The organism is Burkholderia sp. MSMB1078WGS (assembly GCF_001528895.1).
In the GTDB taxonomy this organism is placed as follows: Bacteria; Pseudomonadota; Gammaproteobacteria; order Burkholderiales; family Burkholderiaceae; genus Burkholderia.
Window position 1 is genome coordinate 68,446 of record NZ_LPDI01000041.1, and the last position, 20,900, is coordinate 89,345.

20 protein-coding genes and 1 pseudogene are annotated in these 20,900 nt (G+C 65.8%); 10 read left to right on the forward strand and 11 right to left on the reverse strand.

The window, feature by feature from the left end; genetic code table 11:
- The first annotated feature begins 76 nt into the window (after positions 1–76).
- From WT24_RS12600 to guaA, 5 genes and pseudogenes are all read left to right on the forward strand, one after another.
- Positions 77–842: pseudogene (locus WT24_RS12600) on the forward strand (DUF899 domain-containing protein).
- A 27-nt stretch (positions 843–869) separates the two neighbouring features.
- On the forward strand, positions 870–1,670 hold the full coding sequence (locus WT24_RS12605) for a DUF2182 domain-containing protein (RefSeq protein WP_060033744.1): 801 nt from the start codon (positions 870–872) through the stop codon (positions 1,668–1,670).
- A gap of 279 nt (positions 1,671–1,949) precedes the next feature.
- On the forward strand, positions 1,950–3,410 hold the full coding sequence (gene guaB, locus WT24_RS12610; protein WP_034207642.1) for an IMP dehydrogenase: 1,461 nt from the start codon (positions 1,950–1,952) through the stop codon (positions 3,408–3,410).
- 6 nt (positions 3,411–3,416) lie between these two features.
- Positions 3,417–4,016: a hypothetical protein gene (locus tag WT24_RS12615; RefSeq protein ID WP_060033745.1), complete on the forward strand. Its 600-nt coding sequence runs from the start codon at positions 3,417–3,419 to the stop codon at positions 4,014–4,016.
- 107 nt (positions 4,017–4,123) lie between these two features.
- A complete protein-coding gene (gene guaA / locus WT24_RS12620; RefSeq protein WP_059505925.1) occupies positions 4,124–5,743 on the forward strand; it encodes a glutamine-hydrolyzing GMP synthase in 1,620 nt (539 codons plus the stop codon).
- Positions 5,744–5,953: 210 nt separating this feature from the next.
- On the opposite strand, the gene WT24_RS12625 is transcribed toward guaA, so the two are convergent.
- From WT24_RS12625 to WT24_RS12635, 3 genes are all read right to left on the reverse strand, one after another.
- The gene (locus tag WT24_RS12625; RefSeq protein WP_156441787.1) at positions 5,954–7,432 is read right to left on the reverse strand and encodes a hypothetical protein; all 1,479 of its coding nucleotides are present in this window, start codon (positions 7,430–7,432) and stop codon (positions 5,954–5,956) included.
- Positions 7,417–9,012 (reverse strand): VPA1262 family N-terminal domain-containing protein, encoded by a 1,596-nt coding sequence (locus tag WT24_RS34310; protein WP_156441788.1) that lies wholly within the window; start codon positions 9,010–9,012, stop codon positions 7,417–7,419. Before WT24_RS34310 ends, WT24_RS12625 begins: the two co-directional genes overlap by 16 nt.
- Positions 9,013–9,108: 96 nt before the next feature.
- Positions 9,109–9,726 carry a PolC-type DNA polymerase III gene (locus tag WT24_RS12635; RefSeq protein WP_060033751.1) on the reverse strand — a complete coding sequence of 206 codons (618 nt, stop codon included), beginning with the start codon at positions 9,724–9,726 and terminating at the stop codon, positions 9,109–9,111.
- A 117-nt stretch (positions 9,727–9,843) separates the two neighbouring features.
- On the opposite strand from WT24_RS12635, the gene WT24_RS12640 reads away from it, so the two are divergent.
- Positions 9,844–10,467, forward strand: coding sequence for a 2'-5' RNA ligase family protein (locus WT24_RS12640; RefSeq protein WP_060033754.1), 624 nt, complete (start codon positions 9,844–9,846; stop codon positions 10,465–10,467).
- An 81-nt stretch (positions 10,468–10,548) separates the two neighbouring features.
- Here WT24_RS12640 and WT24_RS12645 read toward each other — a convergent pair whose 3' ends face one another.
- The 8 genes from WT24_RS12645 to WT24_RS12680 form a co-directional block, all read right to left on the reverse strand.
- Complete coding sequence (locus WT24_RS12645) at positions 10,549–10,998, reverse strand: acetyltransferase (protein ID WP_060033756.1); 450 nt, start codon at positions 10,996–10,998, stop codon at positions 10,549–10,551.
- A 95-nt stretch (positions 10,999–11,093) separates the two neighbouring features.
- Complete coding sequence (locus tag WT24_RS12650) at positions 11,094–11,573, reverse strand: NUDIX hydrolase (RefSeq protein ID WP_082742161.1); 480 nt, start codon at positions 11,571–11,573, stop codon at positions 11,094–11,096.
- 43 nt (positions 11,574–11,616) lie between these two features.
- The gene (locus tag WT24_RS12655) at positions 11,617–12,501 is read right to left on the reverse strand and encodes an NAD(P)-dependent oxidoreductase (RefSeq protein ID WP_060033759.1); all 885 of its coding nucleotides are present in this window, start codon (positions 12,499–12,501) and stop codon (positions 11,617–11,619) included.
- Positions 12,502–12,607: 106 nt separating this feature from the next.
- Positions 12,608–12,886 (reverse strand): gamma-butyrobetaine hydroxylase-like domain-containing protein, encoded by a 279-nt coding sequence (locus WT24_RS12660; RefSeq protein WP_060033762.1) that lies wholly within the window; start codon positions 12,884–12,886, stop codon positions 12,608–12,610.
- Complete coding sequence (locus WT24_RS12665) at positions 12,883–13,878, reverse strand: HEAT repeat domain-containing protein (RefSeq protein ID WP_060033765.1); 996 nt, start codon at positions 13,876–13,878, stop codon at positions 12,883–12,885. The genes WT24_RS12660 and WT24_RS12665 overlap by 4 nt, the downstream gene beginning before the upstream one ends.
- Positions 13,879–14,010: 132 nt before the next feature.
- Positions 14,011–14,256 (reverse strand): ferredoxin family protein, encoded by a 246-nt coding sequence (locus WT24_RS12670; RefSeq protein ID WP_060033768.1) that lies wholly within the window; start codon positions 14,254–14,256, stop codon positions 14,011–14,013.
- A gap of 11 nt (positions 14,257–14,267) precedes the next feature.
- Positions 14,268–16,007 carry a fumarate reductase/succinate dehydrogenase flavoprotein subunit gene (locus tag WT24_RS12675; protein WP_060033771.1) on the reverse strand — a complete coding sequence of 580 codons (1,740 nt, stop codon included), beginning with the start codon at positions 16,005–16,007 and terminating at the stop codon, positions 14,268–14,270.
- Positions 16,004–16,774 (reverse strand): GntR family transcriptional regulator, encoded by a 771-nt coding sequence (locus tag WT24_RS12680; RefSeq protein ID WP_060033774.1) that lies wholly within the window; start codon positions 16,772–16,774, stop codon positions 16,004–16,006. The genes WT24_RS12675 and WT24_RS12680 overlap by 4 nt, the downstream gene beginning before the upstream one ends.
- Positions 16,775–17,089: 315 nt before the next feature.
- Between WT24_RS12680 and WT24_RS12685 the strand changes: the two genes are divergently transcribed.
- The 4 genes from WT24_RS12685 to ldcA all read left to right on the forward strand — a co-directional run bounded on the left by WT24_RS12685 (position 17,090) and on the right by ldcA (position 20,635).
- Complete coding sequence (locus WT24_RS12685) at positions 17,090–18,313, forward strand: MFS transporter (RefSeq protein ID WP_060033777.1); 1,224 nt, start codon at positions 17,090–17,092, stop codon at positions 18,311–18,313.
- A 290-nt stretch (positions 18,314–18,603) separates the two neighbouring features.
- The gene (locus WT24_RS12690) at positions 18,604–19,005 is read left to right on the forward strand and encodes a DnaJ family domain-containing protein (RefSeq protein WP_027784729.1); all 402 of its coding nucleotides are present in this window, start codon (positions 18,604–18,606) and stop codon (positions 19,003–19,005) included.
- The gene (gene tadA, locus WT24_RS12695) at positions 19,002–19,595 is read left to right on the forward strand and encodes a tRNA adenosine(34) deaminase TadA (protein WP_060033781.1); all 594 of its coding nucleotides are present in this window, start codon (positions 19,002–19,004) and stop codon (positions 19,593–19,595) included. Before WT24_RS12690 ends, tadA begins: the two co-directional genes overlap by 4 nt.
- 101 nt (positions 19,596–19,696) lie before the next feature.
- Entirely contained in the window at positions 19,697–20,635 is a 939-nt protein-coding gene (gene ldcA / locus WT24_RS12700; RefSeq protein ID WP_060033784.1) for a muramoyltetrapeptide carboxypeptidase, read from the forward strand.
- The last annotated feature ends 265 nt before the right edge of the window (positions 20,636–20,900 follow it).

Here is a 20,900-nt window from a genome sequence, read left to right on the forward strand (position 1 = left end):
GCCCGGCACTAATCTAGCACCACGCACACGGCCTCGTACGCCGTGCCCGGATACCCATCGGAAGGAGGAACCCGCAATGACGACCCATCTCACCGGAACACGCGACGAATGGCTGGCCGAACGCCGCGCGCTGCTCGACGCGGAAAAGGCGCTGACGCGGCAAAGCGACGAACTCGCGCGGCGGCGCCAGGCGCTGCCGTGGGTGCGCGTCGACAAGACCTACCGGTTCGATACCGAAGCAGGGCAGGCGACGCTCGACGACCTGTTCGGCGGCCGTTCGCAATTGCTCGTCTATCACTTCATGTTCGGTCCCGACTACAAGGCGGGCTGCCCGTCGTGCTCGGCGCTCGCCGACGGCTTCGACGGCTTCGCCGTGCATCTGGCGCACCACGACGTGACGCTCGCGGCCGTGTCGCGCGCGCCGCTCGCGAAACTGCTCGCGTACCGGCAGCGGATGGGGTGGACGTTCCCGTGGGCGTCGTCGGTCGGCAGCGATTTCAACTTCGACTTCAACGTGTCGTTCACCGAAACGCAGCGGCGCGCGGGCGACGTCGAATACAACTATGCGCGGGCCGCTCACGCGATGGACATGGATCCGCCGCCGGCGCCCGTCGTGCAGTTCGCGGCCACGTGCGGCACCGACGCGGCCACGTATTCGCTCGACCGGCCGGGGATGAGCGCGTTCGTGCGCGAGGACGGCGCCGTCTATCACACGTATTCGACCTACGCGCGCGGCCTCGACGGATTGTGGGGGGATGTACCAGTGGCTCGATCGCGCGCCGCGCGGCCGCAACGAGGCCGGCCCGTGGTGGCGCCGTCACGACGAGTACGCGCGCGGCTGAGCGGCCGGTGACGAGCGGGAGCGCGCGATGACACGGCCGACAACCGGCGAGGCGGCAGCCGATCCGCGGGCATTCGGCGCGGCGGCCGTGGCCGTGTTCGTGCTCGCCGCGATGGCGACGCTGGCGCAGCACGCGTCGATGGCCGCGATGGGCGGCGAACCGATGTCCGGCGGCTGGATGGCCTCGGCCGTCTGGCTGCGGCCGTGCGGCCGGGGCGCCGGGCGCGCATTCGCGACGTTCGTCGGAATGTGGGGCGCGATGACGGTGACGATGATGCTGCCCGTGCTTGCGCCGCAGCTCTGGCATGACTGGCAGCGCATCGGCCCGCGGACGGCGCGGTCGGCCTGGCTCGTCGTCATGGGGGCGGGATATTTCTCGGTCTGGATGGCGCTCGGGGCGCTCGTGTTTCCGGCCGGCGCCGCACTGACGGCGGCCGGCGCCCGGCTACCGGCGCTCGCCCGTGCGATGCCCCTTGCGGCCGGCGCCGTCGTGGTGGCCGCGGGCGCGTTGCAATTCTCCGGGTGGAAGGCGCGCCGGCTGGCATGCTGCCGGCACGCGGCGGCGCCCGCGCATTGGCCGCAGGTGGCGATCGTCGCGGCATGGCGGGCCGGCGTGCGCGCAGCCATTCGATGCGGGGCGTGTTGCGGAAACCTGATGGCGGTCGCACTGGCGGCCGGCATGATGGATCTGCGCGTGATGGCCGCCGTGACGGTGGCCATCGCCGCCGAACGCGTTGCGCCGGCCGGCGGCCGCGTCGCGCGGATCGTCGGTTGCGGGACGGTAGCGGGCGGCGTGGCGATGATCGTTCGCGCGGCCGGGCTGGCGTGACGCGCGGCAGGCCAGCCGCTTCGGCGGGGCGCCGGGCCGTGCGCGGCCGCTGCCGAAGCGGCCGTGTGGCCCCGCCGCGACACGGGTGCTTGCCGCCCAAACTGCCGGTTGCGCGAATGGCTCGATGCGGCGATGAAACGAAAAGCGATCGAAAACGAACCGAACGGCGATCCGAACGATTCGGCCCCCGAACGGCCGAAACCGGCTAAGCCGTTGTTCGTGTTGTGAAAATTCGCAGCGCTTCGCGTATAATTCGCTTTTGCGCCCATAGGATTTGCCATGCGTCTGATCCAAAAAGCACTCACTTTCGATGACGTGCTCCTCGTTCCCGCCTTCTCCGACGTTCTCCCGCGCGACACCAGCCTCAAGACCAAGCTGACCCGCAACATCTCCCTGAACATGCCGCTCGTGTCCGCCGCGATGGACACGGTCACCGAAGGTCGCCTCGCGATCGCGATGGCGCAGCAGGGTGGCGTCGGTATCGTCCACAAGAACCTCACGCCGGCCGAACAGGCCCGTGAAGTCGCGAAGGTCAAGCGTTTCGAGTCGGGCGTCGTCCGCGACCCGATCACGGTCCCGCCGCAAATGAAGGTGCGCGACGTGATCGCGCTGTCGCGCCAGCATGGCATTTCGGGCTTCCCGGTCGTCGAAGGCCCGCAGCTCGTCGGCATCGTCACGAACCGCGACCTGCGTTTCGAAACGCGCCTCGACGAGCCGGTCAAGTCGATCATGACGCCGCGCGAGCGCCTCGTCACGGTCAAGGAAGGCACGCCGCTCGCCGAAGCGAAGGCGCTGATGCACAGCCACCGCCTCGAGCGCGTGCTGGTCGTCAACGATGCGTTCGAGCTGCGCGGCCTGATGACCGTCAAGGACATCACGAAGCAGACCGAGCACCCGGACGCGTGCAAGGACGAACACGGCAAGCTGCGCGCAGGCGCGGCGGTCGGCGTCGGTCCGGACAACGAGGAGCGCGTCGAGCTGCTGGTGCAGGCCGGCGTCGACGTGATCGTCGTCGATACCGCGCACGGTCACAGCAAGGGCGTGCTCGAGCGCGTTCGCTGGGTCAAGCAGAACTTCCCGCACGTCGAGGTGATTGGCGGCAACATCGCGACGGCCGCCGCCGCGAAGGCGCTGGTCGAATACGGCGCGGACGCGGTCAAGGTCGGTATCGGCCCGGGCTCGATCTGCACCACGCGGATCGTCGCGGGTGTCGGCGTGCCGCAGATCAGCGCGATCGCGAACGTCGCGGAAGCGCTGAAGGGCACCGGCGTGCCGTGCATCGCCGACGGCGGCGTGCGTTTCTCGGGCGACGTGTCGAAGGCCCTCGCGGCCGGCGCGAACGCGGTGATGATGGGCAGCATGTTCGCGGGCACCGAAGAGGCGCCGGGCGACGTGTTCCTGTACCAGGGCCGCCAGTACAAGTCGTATCGCGGCATGGGTTCGGTCGGCGCGATGAAGGACGGTGCGGCGGACCGCTACTTCCAGGACAACTCGGCGAACATCGACAAGCTCGTGCCGGAAGGCATCGAAGGCCGCGTCGCGTACAAGGGTTCGGTCAACGCGATCCTGTTCCAGCTGGTCGGCGGCGTGCGCGCCAGCATGGGCTACTGCGGGTGCCGTACGATCGACGAACTGCACGAGAAGGCCGAGTTCGTCCAGATCACCGCGGCGGGCATGCGCGAGTCGCACGTGCACGACGTGCAGATCACGAAGGAAGCGCCCAACTATCACGTGGACTGATCGCCGATGAAACCGCTGCTGCGAGCCGTGCTGATCGTCGATGCCGTGCTGCTGCTGGCGTTCGGCGTGCTGTTCGTGCTGACGCCCTGGCAGGCGCTGTTCAACGCGCTGCAACTGGCTAACATCCAGCCGGCGATGCTCGGCCAAGCGTTCGGTATCGCGCTGCTCGGGCTCGCGTGGCTCGCGTTTCATGCGGCGTTCAACGGCGATCTCACGGCGCCCGTCGCGCGGTCGGTCGGCCACGTGTACTGGTTGACCGGCGTGCTGACGATCGTGTGGTCGATCGGCACCGGCAGCGGGCCGGCACTGGCGGCCGCCGGCCGGGTGCTGTCGGCCGTGGCCGGGGTCGCGCTGATCGTGCTCGGCCTCGGCGGCGTGCGGCTCGCATCGGCCGTGCGCCGGCGCGAGAAAGCGCAGGCGCTCGAAGGCCGGAGCGCGCAGCGTCCGGTCGAACCGGCGCCGGCCTGGGCAGCGCAGCCGCGGGTCGAGCCGGTCGTCGGCCGTCCGGTGGCGCCTTCGGCGCCGGCCGCGGCGACCTCGTCGGCCGCGTCCGACCGCGCGTCCGGCAGCGTCGCGTTCGACGCGCGCCCGCCGTCGCAGGATTGACCGGCGATGCGTCGCGCGTGCCGCCTGCCGCCCGACGCCGCCGACCATGCTTTTGACGCAGCGCTCGATGCGCTGCTTTTCTTATTCTCTTCATCCCGTCCGCAGCCATGCACGACAAAATCCTGATTCTCGACTTCGGTTCGCAAGTCACCCAACTGATTGCACGGCGCGTGCGTGAAGCGCACGTCTACTGCGAAATCCATCCGAACGATGTGTCCGACGACTTCGTCCGCGAGTTCGCGCCGAAGGCGGTGATCCTGTCGGGCAGCCACGCGAGCACGTACGAAGACCATCAGCTGCGCGCGCCGCAGGCCGTGTGGGAGCTCGGCGTGCCGGTGCTCGGCATCTGCTACGGGATGCAGACGATGGCCGTGCAGCTCGGCGGCAAGGTCGAGTGGAGCGACCATCGCGAATTCGGCTACGCGGAAATGCGTGCGCATGGCCATACGCGCCTGCTCGACGGTATCGAGGATTTCACGACGGCCGAAGGCCACGGGATGCTGAAGGTCTGGATGAGCCACGGCGACAAGGTTGCCGAGCTGCCGCCGGGCTTCGCGCTGATGGCGTCGACGCCGAGCTGCCCGATCGCCGGCATGGCCGACGAGGCGCGCGGCTACTACGCGGTGCAGTTCCATCCGGAAGTCACGCACACGGTGAAGGGCCGCCAGATCCTCGAACGCTTCGTGCTGCAGATCGCCGGCGCGAAGCCCGACTGGATCATGAAGAACCACATCGAGGAAGCCGTCGCGAAGATCCGCGAGCAGGTCGGCGACGAGGAAGTGATTCTCGGCCTGTCGGGCGGCGTCGATTCGAGCGTCGCGGCCGCGCTGATCCATCGTGCGATCGGCGATCAATTGACGTGCGTGTTCGTCGACCACGGCCTGCTGCGCCTGAACGAAGGCAAGATGGTGCTCGACATGTTCGAGGGCCGCCTGCATGCGAAGGTCGTGCACGTCGATGCGTCCGACCAGTTCCTCGGCCACCTGGCCGGCGTGACCGATCCGGAAGCGAAGCGCAAGATCATCGGCCGCGAGTTCGTCGAGGTGTTCCAGGCCGAGGCGAAGAAGCTGTCGAAGGCGAAGTGGCTCGCGCAGGGCACGATCTACCCGGACGTGGTCGAATCGGGCGGCACGAAGACGAAGAAGGCGACGACGATCAAGAGCCACCACAACGTCGGCGGCCTGCCGGAGACGCTCGGCCTGAAGCTGCTCGAGCCGCTGCGCGACCTGTTCAAGGACGAAGTGCGCGAGCTGGGCGTCGCGCTCGGCCTGCCGCCGGAGATGGTGTACCGCCATCCGTTCCCGGGCCCGGGCCTCGGCGTGCGGATTCTCGGCGAAGTGAAGCGCGAGTACGCGGACCTGCTGCGCCGTGCGGACGCGATCTTCATCGAGGAATTGCGCGGCACGACGGCCACCGCGCAGGACGCGGCAGCCGGCCTGTGCGGCGAGGCCGACGTCGGCAAGACCTGGTACGACCTGACGAGCCAGGCGTTCGCGGTGTTCCTGCCGGTGAAGTCGGTTGGCGTGATGGGCGATGGGCGGACGTACGACTACGTGACGTCGCTGCGCGCGGTGCAGACCACCGACTTCATGACCGCACACTGGGCGCACCTGCCGTATGCACTGCTCGGCCGCGCGTCGAACCGGATCATCAACGAAGTGCGCGGGATCAATCGGGTCGTGTACGACATCTCGGGGAAGCCGCCGGCGACAATCGAGTGGGAGTGAGCGCGTTGTACGTTATTGATTTTTAAAAATTAAAATAACGTTATCTCTCGCGTCATAAACTGTATTTTTCGTGGTGTGCGAGAGGTATACCATCGAAAAACTGCGGATACCATGCCTGGAATTTGTAATCCCGGCATGGTATCGGACGTTCAGCCAAACTTGCGGCTAGGGCAATTCAGTTGAAATTGCGTATTTGGCTTGACCACACACCTATGCGAGTTGAGGTCTGCCGTATTTGAGGACCGTATAGGCCTCCTTGTCCGGATCGAACGGCAGCCGCATCATCCGTTCTTGATCGATCCAATCAGCTTTTGTGCCCACGATACTCATTGCCAAGTAAACGGGCTGCATTTCCGACAACACTGCGTACCACTTAGAGAGGCAGTCTACGATCCCTGGGTGCCAAGTGTCTTCCACTGCCTGAAGTTCCTTGGTGAGTGAAGCCAGCATGTGTTGTCTATTGGCATCGTCGAGACATTCGATGATATAACCCACCAAAGCGTAATCCAATTCGCATCGAGCGATCTTGGTAAGGCTTTCACCAGTCTCGTTCAGACCAAATTCCCACGACGTCCAACGCTGATAAGCCAAATGCCACAACGTCTGGCGCTTCTCGACTCCGGCCGTGTTGCGGAAGGTTCGAAGGCAATTCGCAACTGCAAATCGGGTTTGCTGGCCAGACCAGTGTAAGCTGATCGTATCAACGTAGAGTTGAAGTGCTGCGGTGTCCGCATTGGCAAGAGCGGAGCCAAGCGGCGCCTGCAACTCTGGAAATTGCGAAGGAAAGCAGTTGAACACGCGCATCCAACCAGCCCAGCGCTGCGTATCTTTCGACACGTCTTGCAAGATTTGGGTCAAAAATTCTTTACAAGTGTCCCCAAGCGGCTCCCGGTTAGCCCTTGATGACGCAGCTCTATAAGTTGTCGCGAATTGAACATGAGGGTTGGTCGATTCAGCCCCGAGGCGTAGCGCTGCATTGGGAGGAAGCGATAGCGCCACACTCATGATCGACGCCATCTGCCGTAGACCCGAGACAGCCTGTACGAGGTGCTCGGGCGCAAATCTGTCGAGGCACTGGGCAGCCTGCGCGATGGCGATGCTCGGGAAAAAAACGTCTTCGATCAAACGCCAGCCTTGTGCGATGCCGATCCAATCGCCCTCGGTGTCAGCCTTTTCAAATCTTTCTATGGCTTCCGACTCCCAGATGGGAGGGGATAGACCACGAATCGTAAAGCTTGTCGTTAGGCCCGCGATCACTCTCTTAAGCGCAGCAAGCAGATCATCGTTGGGCTTGAAGTTATTTGGTATGGCGACCCAGAAATTCGTATCCTTCGTTGTGAATTTTCCGACGACGAGGAGGGCGACCAGCCGGATACGCCGCGGATCGACACCGCTGTCCCAACTGGAACATTCTTGGAGGGCCCACCGAAGCAGCCCGCAGAGTCGGTCCAAATCCTCATCGCTCGGCGGCTTGCCGCTCGTTTGGACGAAATCGACGAAGGTAAATTGGGATCTGATCGATTCAAATATCTTGTTGCCGGCGTCCCAATCGGAAAGGGCCTGCAATGGATCGGACTGCGCTTCGATAGCCGCAATAAGAGCAGTCGGAGCTTCGATCGGGCCAGCTTGCGTAGCTTTCTCGATCGCCGAGAGGAACATATTCGCGGCGCTCATCACGGCTTCTTCCATACGAGATGGTCCGACTCGCTGAGTAGCTCCCAGAGATCGGTAAAGGCATCCACGACAAGCTGAGCATTGTCGACCTTCTGAAGAATGTGATGCGCCATGCCCACGGAGTTCACCGAGGTGCCGAGCGACCAGGCCATGGCTCCGTCCGGGCCGGACGGGAAGATCAGAAACCTATCGTGGAAGTCCCATCCCGTCGAGCCCTTCTGCACTCGAAGCTCAAGTTTTAAGCCCCGCCAGTTGCTCTGACACCCGTCAAGTGCGTCGCGGATTTCGTCGCCAGGAGCACCTTTGGTCGTCGTCAGACCACGGAGGTCCACTCCTTGATATGGGCAGTAAAACAGCGTTTCGAGTATGTCGTTGGCTGACAGGTAAGGATCCCAGAGCCAAGCACCCTTTCCTCCGTAAGCGACGATCAGGGCCCGGAGGTCATCCAACGCTTTTCGACGGCAGGCATTTCTATTTCCATGAGTCGGACGGTATTGAACAAAGCGACGCTCGGCAGCCAGCCTATTGGCTTGCTCGGTGTACATTCGTTTCGCTGTCCACCCCCCGTTGTCGTCCGGTTGGGGATCGCCAACGAGGCTTTGATTGGAAAACGCAGTCAGACCGACGCGCCGAGGGTTCCAACTTCCATCCGGATTCTTGACCGAAAAGATGCGCGGCTCAGGATCGGGTGAACTCATGTTCAATGAGACGGTAGAGATAAAAGAGCCCGGGCCGGAGGCGACGAGAAGTGTGCTGCTTTGCTCGTCCCAGATGAAGCCGCGATACAGCCCTCGGCCGGCACGCATCGGGAGTGGGGTGATCCTGTCCTCCAAGCTTGACGAAGCAAAGCCCGTGAGGATGTCGTCGTGTTCCAATTCGCAGACCGCAATCAAAGGACGCGGAGTGGCTTTGGGGTGCCAGGCGTGTTCGACCTGAAAATTACCATCGTGAAGCTTTTGGAATTCAGCCATCAGCACCGTGACAGGGAGTTGCACAAACAGATTGCCGAGCCGGTCTGACATAGCCGCCAATTGGAGTGGGATATGCTTCTCGACCTGCACTGATAGCTCTTGCAAACGGCGAGGGTCGGCAGAGAAGGGTGCCAGCACTTCCTTGCCATGATCGGTCCATTCAAACAGGTGTGAACCGCTCCAAAAGTTGTTTTTCAGGAGCTTGTTCCATGGGACCGCTGTGCCATTGTTGGAAGGAACAAATTGCGCGGGCATTGGGAAAAGCTTGCCGATTTCGAGTTCATCGCCGGAAAGTCTCCATCCTTCTCCTGCCTCCACAGCCGTGAGTGCAGGAATGAGCGTGTCGATCGGCAATGTGTAACGACGGATGCCGAAACTCCAGTCGTTGAGGGATTTGATCCGGATAGGTTTCGGAGTCAGGAAGCGGGCGCACGGTGCCTCGATATCAGATCGCTCCTCGGCAACCAAGAGGGTAAGGACATTGAACGCACCATCATGATCGCGTCGATTAGCGAACAGTTCTGTACATTCAACATGCGTATAGAACCCTAGCACACCGGGCGAGAGAAGCTGCGTTAGCTCGGGCAAAGGGGAGCGAGGTTCGGGTCGTTTGTACCGGTTCATTACAATCTCTTTGATCCATGTTTTGCCAGGCCGTTTTGCGCTAACGCGTGATGTCGGTCGGCGCGTGTGATGCTTTCCGTTCCGGTATCGGATGGGTCACGCCTGCGTACGCACCAGCGATCGCAAATACATCGGCACCTTCGCCTTGGTCGTCGCCTGGACCCGCGACATCAACGCGTGATCGATCCGGTCCAGCCCGTAAGTCCGCGAAATATCCTGCTGCAACCGGCACCACAGATGCCCAGCCATCTCGGCATCGACCATCGCGCGGTGCGCACGGCCCGATCGCGGCAACCGCAGCATCTCGGCGAGGCTTGACAGGCGGTGACTTCTGGCGTCCGGGTAGATCCGTCTCGCCACCAGCATCGTGCATGCAAACGCATGGTCGGCCGACATGCCGAGCAGCCCGAGTTCCGACTGCCAGAAGCGTTTGTCGAAACCGGCGTTGTGGGCCACGACCGCGTGCTTGCCAACGAACGCCGCCGCTTCCTTCATGACTTCGGACGCCGGGGGCGCCGTCGCGATCATGTCGTTCGTGATGCCGGTGAGCGCAACGACATCGGAAGGGATGCGTCTGCCTGCATTCATCAAACTCTGGAAACGGTCGACGACTTGCCCGTCGCGCAGCAGGATGACGGCAATTTCGGTCGCACGGTCGCCCAGATTCGGCGACAGCCCGGTTGTTTCGAAGTCCAGTACCGCGACGGTTTGCATGGTTGAGTTCGGATGCTTCATCAGAGGGTCTCGAGTGTGGCCGAGAGGGTAGCATCTCCGTGCTCGCGAACGGCGGATTCATCGACCAGCAAGCGGGCCGGCCTCCGATTGACGATAATGAAATCTCGCTCCAGGCCTGTCGGATATGCTGCCGTGACTCAACTGACGCTACCCGGATTCGATGCGCCGCCGCCGGTTCCCGTGCACCGCTTCTTTTTCGCCGTGATGCCGGATCCGGCCGCGGCGGTGCGCATTGCCAGCCTTGCCGAAAGCATGCGGCTAAAGAAGGACAGCCTGGTGGGTACCGAGCGTCTGCACATCACGCTGGGCTCGCTCGGCGACTTCGCTTACGTGCCGGGCGCTACCCTTGTACGGGCACGTGCGGTGGCGGACCGCATGGACGTGCCGTCTTTCTCCGTGACGTTCGACAAGATCGTCAGCTTCAACGGGCGTCCCGGTCATCAACCGCTGGTGCTGATGGGGCGGGCCGGTCTGGACGACTTGATCGACTTTCGACGGCAGTTGCGAGAGGCGCTGAAACCGGCCGGTGTGCCTGTTTTTCCTTCGGGTTTCACCCCGCACGTGACGCTGCTGTATGGCGCACGCAGGCCCGATGAGTATCGGATCGAGCCGATTACCTGGACCGTGTTCGACTTCGTCCTGATCGATAGCTGGCTCGGGAAGTCGCACTACGACGTGTTGGGGCGCTGGCCGCTGACGACCGGCGACTCCTCGGGATAATCGCGATACCGCAAGGGCGGTGTCGTTTCAGCGCGTCCGGTCCGGGCCGGTGCCGTGTCCCGTTCCTGCCCGGACTCCGGCTCAGTCCCGACCACTCCCGCGATAACGAAGATGAATCAGCGGATAAGGTCGCCCCTGAGCATCCACCTCCGACCACCCGCAGCGTTCGAATCCGAGCCGTTCATAGAATCCCGCCGCCGCTTCGTTCTGCGCGTTGACGTCGGTCGACAGGTCGGGATGGCGCTTGAGTGCTTCTTCGACCAGCCGCCGCCCGACCCCCGTGCCATGGTGTTCAGGATCGACGAACAGTGCTTCCATGTGATTGCCGTCGAGCAGCATGAAGGCGATCGCGCGATCGCTCTCGTCGACGGCCAGGTCGAGCGGTGCGCGCGGCAAAAACGCGACGACTTCGGATTCGATGGCACGACGATCGTCGCCGCTCAGGAAGTGATGGGTGGCGTCGACGGCGTTGCGCCAGATATCCAGCACGCGTGTGCGATCGGCCTCGGTGGATCGTCGAATTCTGATCATGGTTTGATAGGTTGTGATTCGGCGGCGCTCGGCAGGTCGCTGGCTCAGTGACGGACCGAACGCATCGCGCCGATACGCAAGCGACAGTGGAAGTGTCAGGCGGATGGCGGACGCGCATTGCCCAGCACCGCCGCCCGCTCGATTGCTCGTCGCGCGACGTCGCGCACGCCCGCGCTCATCGGCAAATCGTCGCGCTCGAGTTCGTCGATCCCGAACCAGCGCGCGTCGAGCGCATCGTCGCCGGCGGCCGGCGTGCCGCGCAGCCATCTGCACAGCACCGCGACCAGGATGAAATGCTGGCGCACGGCGCCGTGCGCATCGTAATCGAATGCGTCCAGCGCGGTAAAGGCGTCGAGCGCTGCCACGTCGACCGTGGTCTCTTCCGCGATCTCGCGCACGACCGCATCCGCGAGCGGCTCCCCCGGCTCGATCTTGCCGCCGGGGAAGCCCCAGCAGCCCGCATCGGGCGGATTCGCGCGGCGCACGAGCAGCACGTCGCGTTCGCGCAGCACGATGCCGATCACGGCGGGAACGGGGCGCAAGGAAGCAGCGTGGCCGGTTGCGGACAGGGTCATGCGTATCCGTTGGTTCGAACGAACGCGTGAGCGTACACGCGGCTCATCGTGCGTTCCCGGTACGCCGTTCGATCGCGCGGATCACGGCGACCATGTCGGCCGCGCCATGCCCGGCCTGCTCGGTTTCGCCGTAAAGCGCGTGGCAGATGTCGAGCAGCGGCGACGCGATGCCGATGCCCCGCGCGGATTCGGCGACGAGGCGCGCGTTCTTCAGCACGTCGGCGATCGCGGCCTGCACCGAGAAATCTTCCGCGACGAGCTTGCCGAGTTTCACGCGCGACACGTCGCTCGCCATCGGGCCGGCGTTCAGCACGTCGGCGAAGCGCGCGAGGTCGATACCGTGACGCTGCGCGAAATGCGTGGCTTCGGCGAGACCGGTGACCATCGTGATCAGGAACAGGTTGACGGCGAGCTTCATCGTCAGCGCCGCTGGCACGTCGCCGCACACGAAGCTGTCGCGGCACAGCGGCTTCACGAGCGCGCGGACGGCTTCGACGTCGTCGGGTGCGCCGGCCAGCATCGCGACGAGCTGGCCGGCTTCGGCCGGCTTGCGCGAGCCCGATACCGGCGCCTCGACGTAGCGGCCCGACGCGGCGGCGATGTCGTCGGCGAGCGCACGCGAGTATTCGGGCGCATTCGTACCCATGTTGACGATCGTGTGCCCGTCGACCCGCGCGGCAAAACCGGGCGTGCCGCGCGCGAGGACGGCATCGATCGCCGCGTCGTTCGCGAGCATCAGGATCACGGTGCGGCAGGACACGAATACGTCGTCGATGTCCTCGGCCACGCGCGCGCCGGCGTCGCGCAGCGCATCGTCGTTGCCGTGCGAACGGCTCCACACGACGAGCGGCGTGCCGGCCCGCGCGAGATTGAGCGCCATCGGCGTGCCCATCACGCCGAGGCCGATGAATCCGATAGGGGTTTGCATGGTGCTGCTCCCACGGGAGGTGGCGACGATCGTGGGCGTCAGTATCGCAGCGTTTTCGCATGCCTGCCATCCGGTCCGCTCGAGCGCGGCAGCCGCGTCGTCGCCGCTACGCGATCTCCGCCAGGTACGGCCACGGATAAATGCCGCGTGCATGGCCGTCGCCGAACAGGAAGCGTACGCCGTAGCCGAGCGGTTCCACGCCGTCCAGCGTCAGGCCCGGCCGCGTATCGATGCGGCCGCCGTCGAGCCGGATCTTGCGGCATTCCGCACACGGGCAATCGCTGCGCAACCGCGCATAGTCGATGCGTTGCGCCGAGCCGTCAGGCCAGGACAGCGTCAGTGCGCGTGCCGGGTGATCGAGTGCGATTCCGATCGGCGTAATCATCGCGACGCCTCGTCGATCTGTCCGATCGCGATCCGCACGGCCTTGCGGACTTCGGGGTCGCGATCGTCGAGCGCGTCGTGCAGCGCGGGCAGCGTCGCCCGGTCACGCAATTCGCCGAGCGCGAGCGCGGCTTCCTTGCGCAGGTTGCTGATCGCATGCGCGAGCAGCGCGACGACGGCCGATGCCGCGGCCGCATCGCGCAATTGGCCGAGCGCGCGGACGGCGCGCACGCGCACTTGCCAGTAGTCGTCGTCGAGCGCGGCGACGAGCGGGTCGCGCGCAACGGCGACGCGCAGCTTGCCGAGCGTGGCAGCCGCTTCCTCGCGCACCTGCCATTCGACGTCACGCAGCGCCGCGAGCAGCGCGGTGACGACGGCGGTATCGCCGGCCGCTGCAAACCCGATCGCGCCGACCGCGGCGCGCCGCACGTCGGCATCGGCGTCCGCGGTCGCGATTCGGGCGAGCAGCGGCAGCGCGCGGCCGTCCTTGAGCCAGCCGAGCACGACGACCGCCTCCGTGCGTACGGCGGCGGTGCTCGCGTCGAGCGCGCGCAGCGCGGGCGCGAACGCGTCGGGGTCGCGCAATTCGCGCAAGCCGCGCAGCACGGCGGTGCGCACGAACGGCTCGGGCCGGTCGGCCCAGCGGCACAGCACGGCGCCCGATGCCGCGTCCTTCAGTTCGGACAGGCTGTGCGCGGCCGTTGCGCGCACGCCGTCGTCCGCATCGAGCAGCGCATGGCACAGCGCGTCGACGACATCGGGCTGCTCCCACGCGTCGAGCACGCGTGCGGCCTCGCTGCGCACGTCGGCCGACGGGTCGTCGCGCAGCGCCGCGACGAACGACGGCACGAGTTCAGGAGCCTCGAGATCGGCGAGTTCGAGCAACGCGATGCGGCGCACCGAGGCATCGGCCGCGGCGAGGCGCGCGACGAGCGCGGCATGATCGGCGGCCGGCACGCCGGGCGGCGGGAAAGCGGAGGAAGAGGCGGTCATGGAAAAAGTCGGTGCGGTGAATGGGCAGGCACACATGCTCAGGCGCGTTGCGCAACAGCGCGAGACAGCGGCGCTCGATGTCGACGCACGCGGGCTCGGTCGTCCTGTCGTCGGTGCGGGTGGCGCGCCGTGTCAGCGCAGCAGGTAAGGAATGTCGACCTTGACTGCGCCGGTTGGGCAGTCGCGTTCGCACGGCATGCAGTACCAGCATTCGTCGAACTGCATGTACGCCTTGCCCTTGCTGACGTCGATCGCGAGCAGGTCGAGCGGGCACACGTCGACGCAGACGGTGCAGCCTTTGTCGGCGATGCACAGCGTCTCGTCGATCGTCACGGGCGCGCTGCTGCGCTGGAAGATGTCGTGCGGGGTATGGGGCATGGCAAGGTTCCTCAAAGGGCGGCCGCGAGCGCGGCCGGTTCGCGGATGCGCAACTGCGCGTAGGCGCCGCGTTCGTCGTCGGCAAGCGGCACGACGTACGGTTCGACCGGCCGTTTCTCGCTGCGCATCGCGCCCGCGGCATCCTTGCGTAGCCACGTATGGCAGAACCATTCGGCGTCGTTGCGGTGCGGGAAATCGACGCGATGGTGGTACAACCCCCAGCGGCTCTCGGTGCGGAACAACGACGCGCGTGCGGCCATTTCCGCGCAATCGCGGATCGCGCGCACTTCGGCCGCGCGCATCAGCTCGTGCGGGTTATCGGCCTTGATTTCTTCGATATCCTCAGTAATTGCGTCAAAACGTTGCAGCCCGATTTCCATCTTGCGCGTCACCTTCGGCGGTTGCAGGTAGTCGTTCACCATGCGGCGCAGCTTGTACTCGACCTGCGCCGGCGCCAGGCCGCGCTCGCGCAGCAACGGCGCGAGCACGCGCGAGCGCTCGGCGTCGACCTGTTGGTGGTCCACCGGCGCGTGTTCGCGGCCGGCCGCGTAGTCGGCCGCGTTTTGCCCGGCGAACCAACCGTAGGTGAAGGCGCCGAGCATGTAGTTGTGCGGAACGGCCGCCATGTCGCCGGCCGCGTACAGCCCCGGCACGGTCGTCTCCGCGCGCGCATTCACATACACGCCCGATGCGCTGTGACCGCTGCAGAAGCCGATCTCCGAGATGTGCATCTCGACCATCTGGCTGCGGTAGTCGGTGCCGCGCCCCGCATGGAAACGGCCACGGCTCGGCCGTTCGTTCGTATGCAGGATCTGCTCGATGGTCCGGATCGTTTCTTCCGCGAGATGGTCGAGCTTCAGGAACACGGGGCCGTTGCCGCTCTGCAGTTCCTGGTAGAACTCCCACATCATCTGGCCGCTCCAGTAATCGCATTCGATGAAGCGTTCGCCCTTGCCGTTCGCGGTGAAGCCGCCGAGCGGGCCGGTCACGTACGCGCACGCCGGGCCGTTGTAATCCTTGATCAACGGATTGATCTGGAAGCATTCGAGATTCGCGAGCGCCGCGCCCGCGTGATAGGCCATCGCGTAGCCGTCGCCCGCGTTGGTCGGATTCTCGTACGTGCCCATCAGATAGCCCGATGCCGGCAGACCGAGGCGGCCCGCCGCACCACAGCAGAGGATCACGGCCTTCGCGCGGATCACGTGGAATTCGGCGGTGCGGCAGTCGAAGCCGAGCACGCCGCTCGCGCGGCCCTGCGCGTCGGTCAGCACGCGCGTCGCGACGATCCGGTTCGTGATCGCGATGCGCGCGCGCTTCAATTGCCGGTACAGCACCTTCTTGATGTCGTGACCCTCCGGCATCGGCAGCACGTACGAGCCCATGTGATGGACCTTCTTCACCGCGTAGTCGCCGGTGCCGTCCTTCTCGAACTTCACGCCCCAGCGATCGAGCTGCTCGATCGTCGCGAAGCTGTGCGTCGCGTACGCGTATACGGCTTCCTGGTCGACGATCCCGTCGTTGGCGATCGTGATCTCGCGCGTGTACTGCTCGGGCGTCGCATGACCGGGGATCACCGCGTTGTTCAGGCCGTCCATGCCCATCGAGATCGCGCCGCTGCGCTTCACGTTGGCCTTCTCGAGCAGCAGCACGCGCAGGGACGGATCGCGCTCCTTCGCCTTGATGGCCGCCATCGGGCCGGCCGTGCCGCCGCCGACCACGACGATGTCGTATTCGTGCACATGGGTGTTCATCGCGGGTTCCTTGCAGGTTTGCGCGCCTTCTGCCGATCGATGCGCAGCCGGTACTGGAAGGCGTCGCCGCGGAAGTAGAGGGTTTCGTAGTCGATCGGAGCACCGGATGCATCGTGCGTGAGACGCTCGATACGCAGCACGGGGCTGCTTTCCTCGACGTGCAGCGCGTCGACGATTTCGTCGTCGGCGAGGATCGCGTCGATCGACACGTCGGCATGGCCGAGCGCAATGCCGCAGTCGTTCTCCAGGATCAGGAAGATGTCGCGGGTCGCGAGATCGGCGCCGGCGAGGCGCTTGCCGAGCGCTTCGGGCACCCAGGTCTGTTCGAGCGACACGGGTTCGCGGTTCAGCAGCCGCACGCGATGGATCTCGACGAGCGGCGCGCCTTCGGGCACGTTCAGCTTCGTCGCGAGATGGCGATCGGCCTTCACGGTGCGCAGGCTGCGCAACTGGTTGACGATCTCGTAGCCCATCGACGACATCGCCTCGGCGAACCCCTGCAGCGACGTCACGTTCTGGAAGGCCTTCGGCTTCGACACGAACGTACCCTTGCCGTGCAGCTTGAACAGCAGGCCCTCCTTCTGCAGGTCGCCGAGTGCCTGGCGCACCGTGATGCGGCTGACGTCGAACATCGCGCAGAGTTCGTGCTCGGACGGCATCCGGCTGTGCGGCGCATAGGTGCCGTCGAGAATGCGCGCGCGCAGCGCGTCCTTGATCTGCACGTAGAGCGGGGCCGCGGACAGCGGCACGACGTTGGATGGAGTCATCGGTCAACTTGTTATGACAAGATGGGGCGAGTGTAGCCAGCGCACGTGCGCGCCCCAACCAACCATTTCTGCTTTCGAATTTCCCGTTGCGGAAAAGCGGGGCGGCAGGCGGCGGGGCGACCGGATGATCCGACCCTTGCGAGCCGCGCGAATCGCCGACAATAAAAAATCCGCGGCCCATGCGCCGCGCATGTCGATTTCCCGATGCGTCGCCCGTCGTATCGATATCGACCGGGCAGTGCGCCGCGCCCTGCGGCCGGCACCGGGTTGCCGCGAATGGCGCAACGAACGAGGAGATGCCACATGACACGTCACATGCCGGATTCCCGATACCGCTGGGTGATCGTCGCCGCGGGCGGCCTGATGGGCTGCGTCGCGATCGGCGCGATGTTTTCGTTACCGGTATTCCTGCGGTCCATCGCGCGCGATACGGGTTGGTCGATGACCGGCATTTCGGCCGCGATGACGCTCGGCTTCATCGCGATGGCGTTTGCGAGCATGGCGTGGGGCAGCCTGTCGGACCGCGTCGGCACGCGGCCGGTCGTCGTCGCGGGCGCCGTGCTGCTGTCGGCGAGCCTGGCGCTGGCGAGCCGCGCGCCGTCGCTGCTCGTGTTCCAGCTGACCTTCGGCCTGGCCGTCGGCAGCGCGACGGCCGCGATATTCGCGCCGATGATGGCGTGCGTGACCGGCTGGTTCGACACGCACCGCAGCCTCGCGGTATCGCTCGTGTCGGCCGGCATGGGAATGGCGCCGATGACGATGGCGCCGCTGGCCGCATGGCTCGTGTCGGTGCGCGACTGGCGCACGTCGATGCTGCTGATTGCCGCGCTGGCGGCCGTCGTGATGATTCCGGTGTCGCTGCTGGTGCGCCGGGCGCCGGCGCTCGCCGCTGCAGCCGCGCACGCGGCGCCCGCGCCAGCGTCCACCGGCGCGCCCGCCGCGATGTCGGTCGCGGATGCGCTGCGCTCGCCGCAGTTCGCGGTATTGCTGCTGACCAATTTCTTCTGCTGCGCGACGCATTCGGGCCCGATCTTCCACACGGTCAGCTACGCGGTGACCTGCGGGATTCCGCTGATCGTCGCGGTGTCGATCTACAGCGTGGAAGGGCTCGCGGGCATGGGCGGCCGGATCGCGTTCGGGATACTCGGCGATCGCCTCGGCGCGAAGCGCATGCTGGTGGCGGGATTGCTCGCGCAGGCGTTCGGCGCGCTCGGCTATTACTTCGTGCGCTCGCTCGACGGCTTCTACGCGGTCGCGACGCTGTTCGGTTTCGTCTATGCGGGCGTGATGCCGCTCTATTCGGTGCTCGCGCGCGAGAATTTCCCGCTGCGGATGATGGGCACCGTGATCGGCGGCTGCGCGATGGCCGGCAGTCTCGGGATGGCCGCGGGCCCGGTCGCGGGCGGGCTGATCGTCGACGCGCTCGGCAGCTACGGCTGGCTGTACCTCGGATCGTTCGCGATCGGGGTCGGCGCGTTCCTGATCGCGACGATGTTCCGCCCGTTCGCGAAAGCGCGGCCGGAAACGGTAGCTGCGTAATCGGGCGGCGAAGGCGGGGAGGCAGGCAGGAGGCCGGCATTTTCGCCGGGTCGGCGGGGGCCTGCGGGATCGTCGTGGATAAAAAATGGGGTAGGCCATCGCCCCCGTCCGGAAGCGTCGGGATGGCGCTCGGCCTGCTGCGGCGCAGCACAGCGGCAAGTGACGGCGATCGGCGCGCATGCGCTGCGATTCGGCCCCTAAAAACGTGATATCGAGCATATATTCGAAGGGCCTGTCATACCGGCGTCACCCTGCTAGAATTCGGCCTGCCGCATTGTTCCGATTGACTGATGAGATTGCTTGACGCCCTGGTCGAACAACGTATTGCCGCCGCCGCCGCGCGGGGCGAGTTCGACGATTTGCCGGGTACCGGCGCGCCGCAGGCGCTGGATGACGACCTCCTCGTGCCCGAGGAGGTGCGGGTGGCCAACCGTATCCTGAAGAACGCGGGCTTCGTGCCGCCGGCCGTCGAGCAACTGCGCGCGCTGCGCAACCTGCACGACGAAGTGCAGGCGGTCAGCGACCGCGCCGCGCGCTGCCGGCTGCAGGCGAAGATCCTCGCGCTCGACATGGCGCTCGAATCGCTGCGCGGCGGCCCGATGGTGATGCCGCGCGACTACTGCCGGCGCATCGCGGAACGCCTGTGCGAGCGCGGGCTCGACGACGCGCCCGCCGAAGCGGGGACGATGTGACGTCCGACGCGCTGCACGACGCAGCCCACGCGGCACCCGCGGCCGCTGACCCCGCCGCCGATTCTCCCGTTCACGAAGCCGCGCCCGTATCGGCGCGCGACCTGCATTTCATGCGTCTGGCGCAGGCCGCCGCCGAAGAGGCGCGCGCGGCCGGCGAAGTGCCGGTCGGCGCGGTGCTCGTGCGCGGCGACGAAGTGATCGCACGCGGCTTCAACCATCCGATCGGCGGGCACGATCCGTCCGCGCATGCCGAAATGGCCGCGCTGCGCATGGCCGCGCAGCAGCTGCGCAATTACCGGATGCCCGGCTGCGAGCTGTACGTGACGCTCGAGCCGTGCCTGATGTGCGCAGGCGCGATCATGCATGCGCGCATCGCGCGGGTCGTCTATGGCGCGGCCGATCCGAAGACGGGCGCGTGCGGCAGCGTGATCGACGCATTCGCGAATCCGCAGCTCAACCACCACACCGAAGTGACCGGCGGCGTGCTCGCCGACGAGTGCGGCGCCGCGCTGAAGTCGTTCTTCGCCGAGCGCCGTCGCGCGCTGCGCGAAGCGCGGCTCGCCCGCGACGCCGAATCAGGCGCGTCATAGGCGCCGCTGTCGCGCCCGTCGTTACGGGCGTGCACGGTTTTCGTGAACCGGACACGGTTCGGACCCTCTAAGCAGGTTTGACGATCCCGACACCTTTCGCCATGTCCTTCCAGCCCGCCGCGTCCTACACCATCCGCCTGCTGGCGCCGTCCGGCTATCCGCACGACCCCGACGCGATCAACCGCGCGCTCGAGCGCCTCAGCAGCGCGCAGCAGCGCATAGAGAACATCGAGGCGACGCAGCGGCGCTTCCAGCGTTTCGGCGGCACCGACGGCGAGCGGGCGGGCGACCTGAACCGCCTCGCCGATCCCGAGCGGCCGCTGCCGGACATCGCGCTCGCGGTGCGCGGCGGCTACGGCGCCGCGCGCATCCTGCACGGGCTCGACTATCGCGGGCTCGAGCGCCGGCTGCGCGACCAGCCGATCGCACTCGTCGGTCACAGCGATTTCACGGCGATCCAGCTGGCGCTGTACGCGAAGGCGCGCATCAAGACGTTCGGCGGCCCGATGCTGTCGGCCGATTTCGGCGCGGAAACGCCGAGCGACTTCACGATGCAGCATTTCTGGCAGACGCTGACGCAGCCGAGCACGACGATCGTCGCCGACGCACCGCAGGTGCAGACGGTGAACGTGACGGGCACGCTGTGGGGCGGCAACCTCGCGATCCTCACGTCATTGGTCGGCACGCCGTACATGCCCGACATCGAGGGCGGCATCCTGTTCATCGAAGACGTCAACGAGCAGCCGTTCCGGATCGAGCGGATGATCTATCAACTGCACCTGTCCGGGCTGCTCGCGCGCCAGCAGGCGCTCGTGCTCGGCCAGTTCACCGGCGCGCGGCCGTTCGAGTACGACAACGGCTACGACATGCAGGCGATGATCGACCAGGTGCGCGCGGTGGTCGGGATTCCGGTCGTCACGGGGCTCCAGTTCGGCCATGTACCCGATCTGTTGACGCTGCCGTTCGGCGCCCAGGCGCAACTGGTCGCGAATGCGCACGGGTTCCGGCTGACGGTGTCGGACTATCCGCATCTCGGCTGACGCCGGCGCGATCGATCGAAAGGCGGGTTTCCCCGCCTTTTTCTTTATGTAAGTACGCAACTAACGGTCAATATTTTTCGTCGACGCCCACACGATCTTCGCTCGGGTTTGCACCATTTTTGTCAACAAAATAGCCGGGAGGGTATACGACGAGAAAGGCCTCCGTCTTGCTTTCCAAGCTTGTGGTGCATGGATTTCGTGCGCGTTGCACCGAATGGGGACACGCCGACGCACGCCGGTCGTGCGAAATCTCGCAAAAGAATTG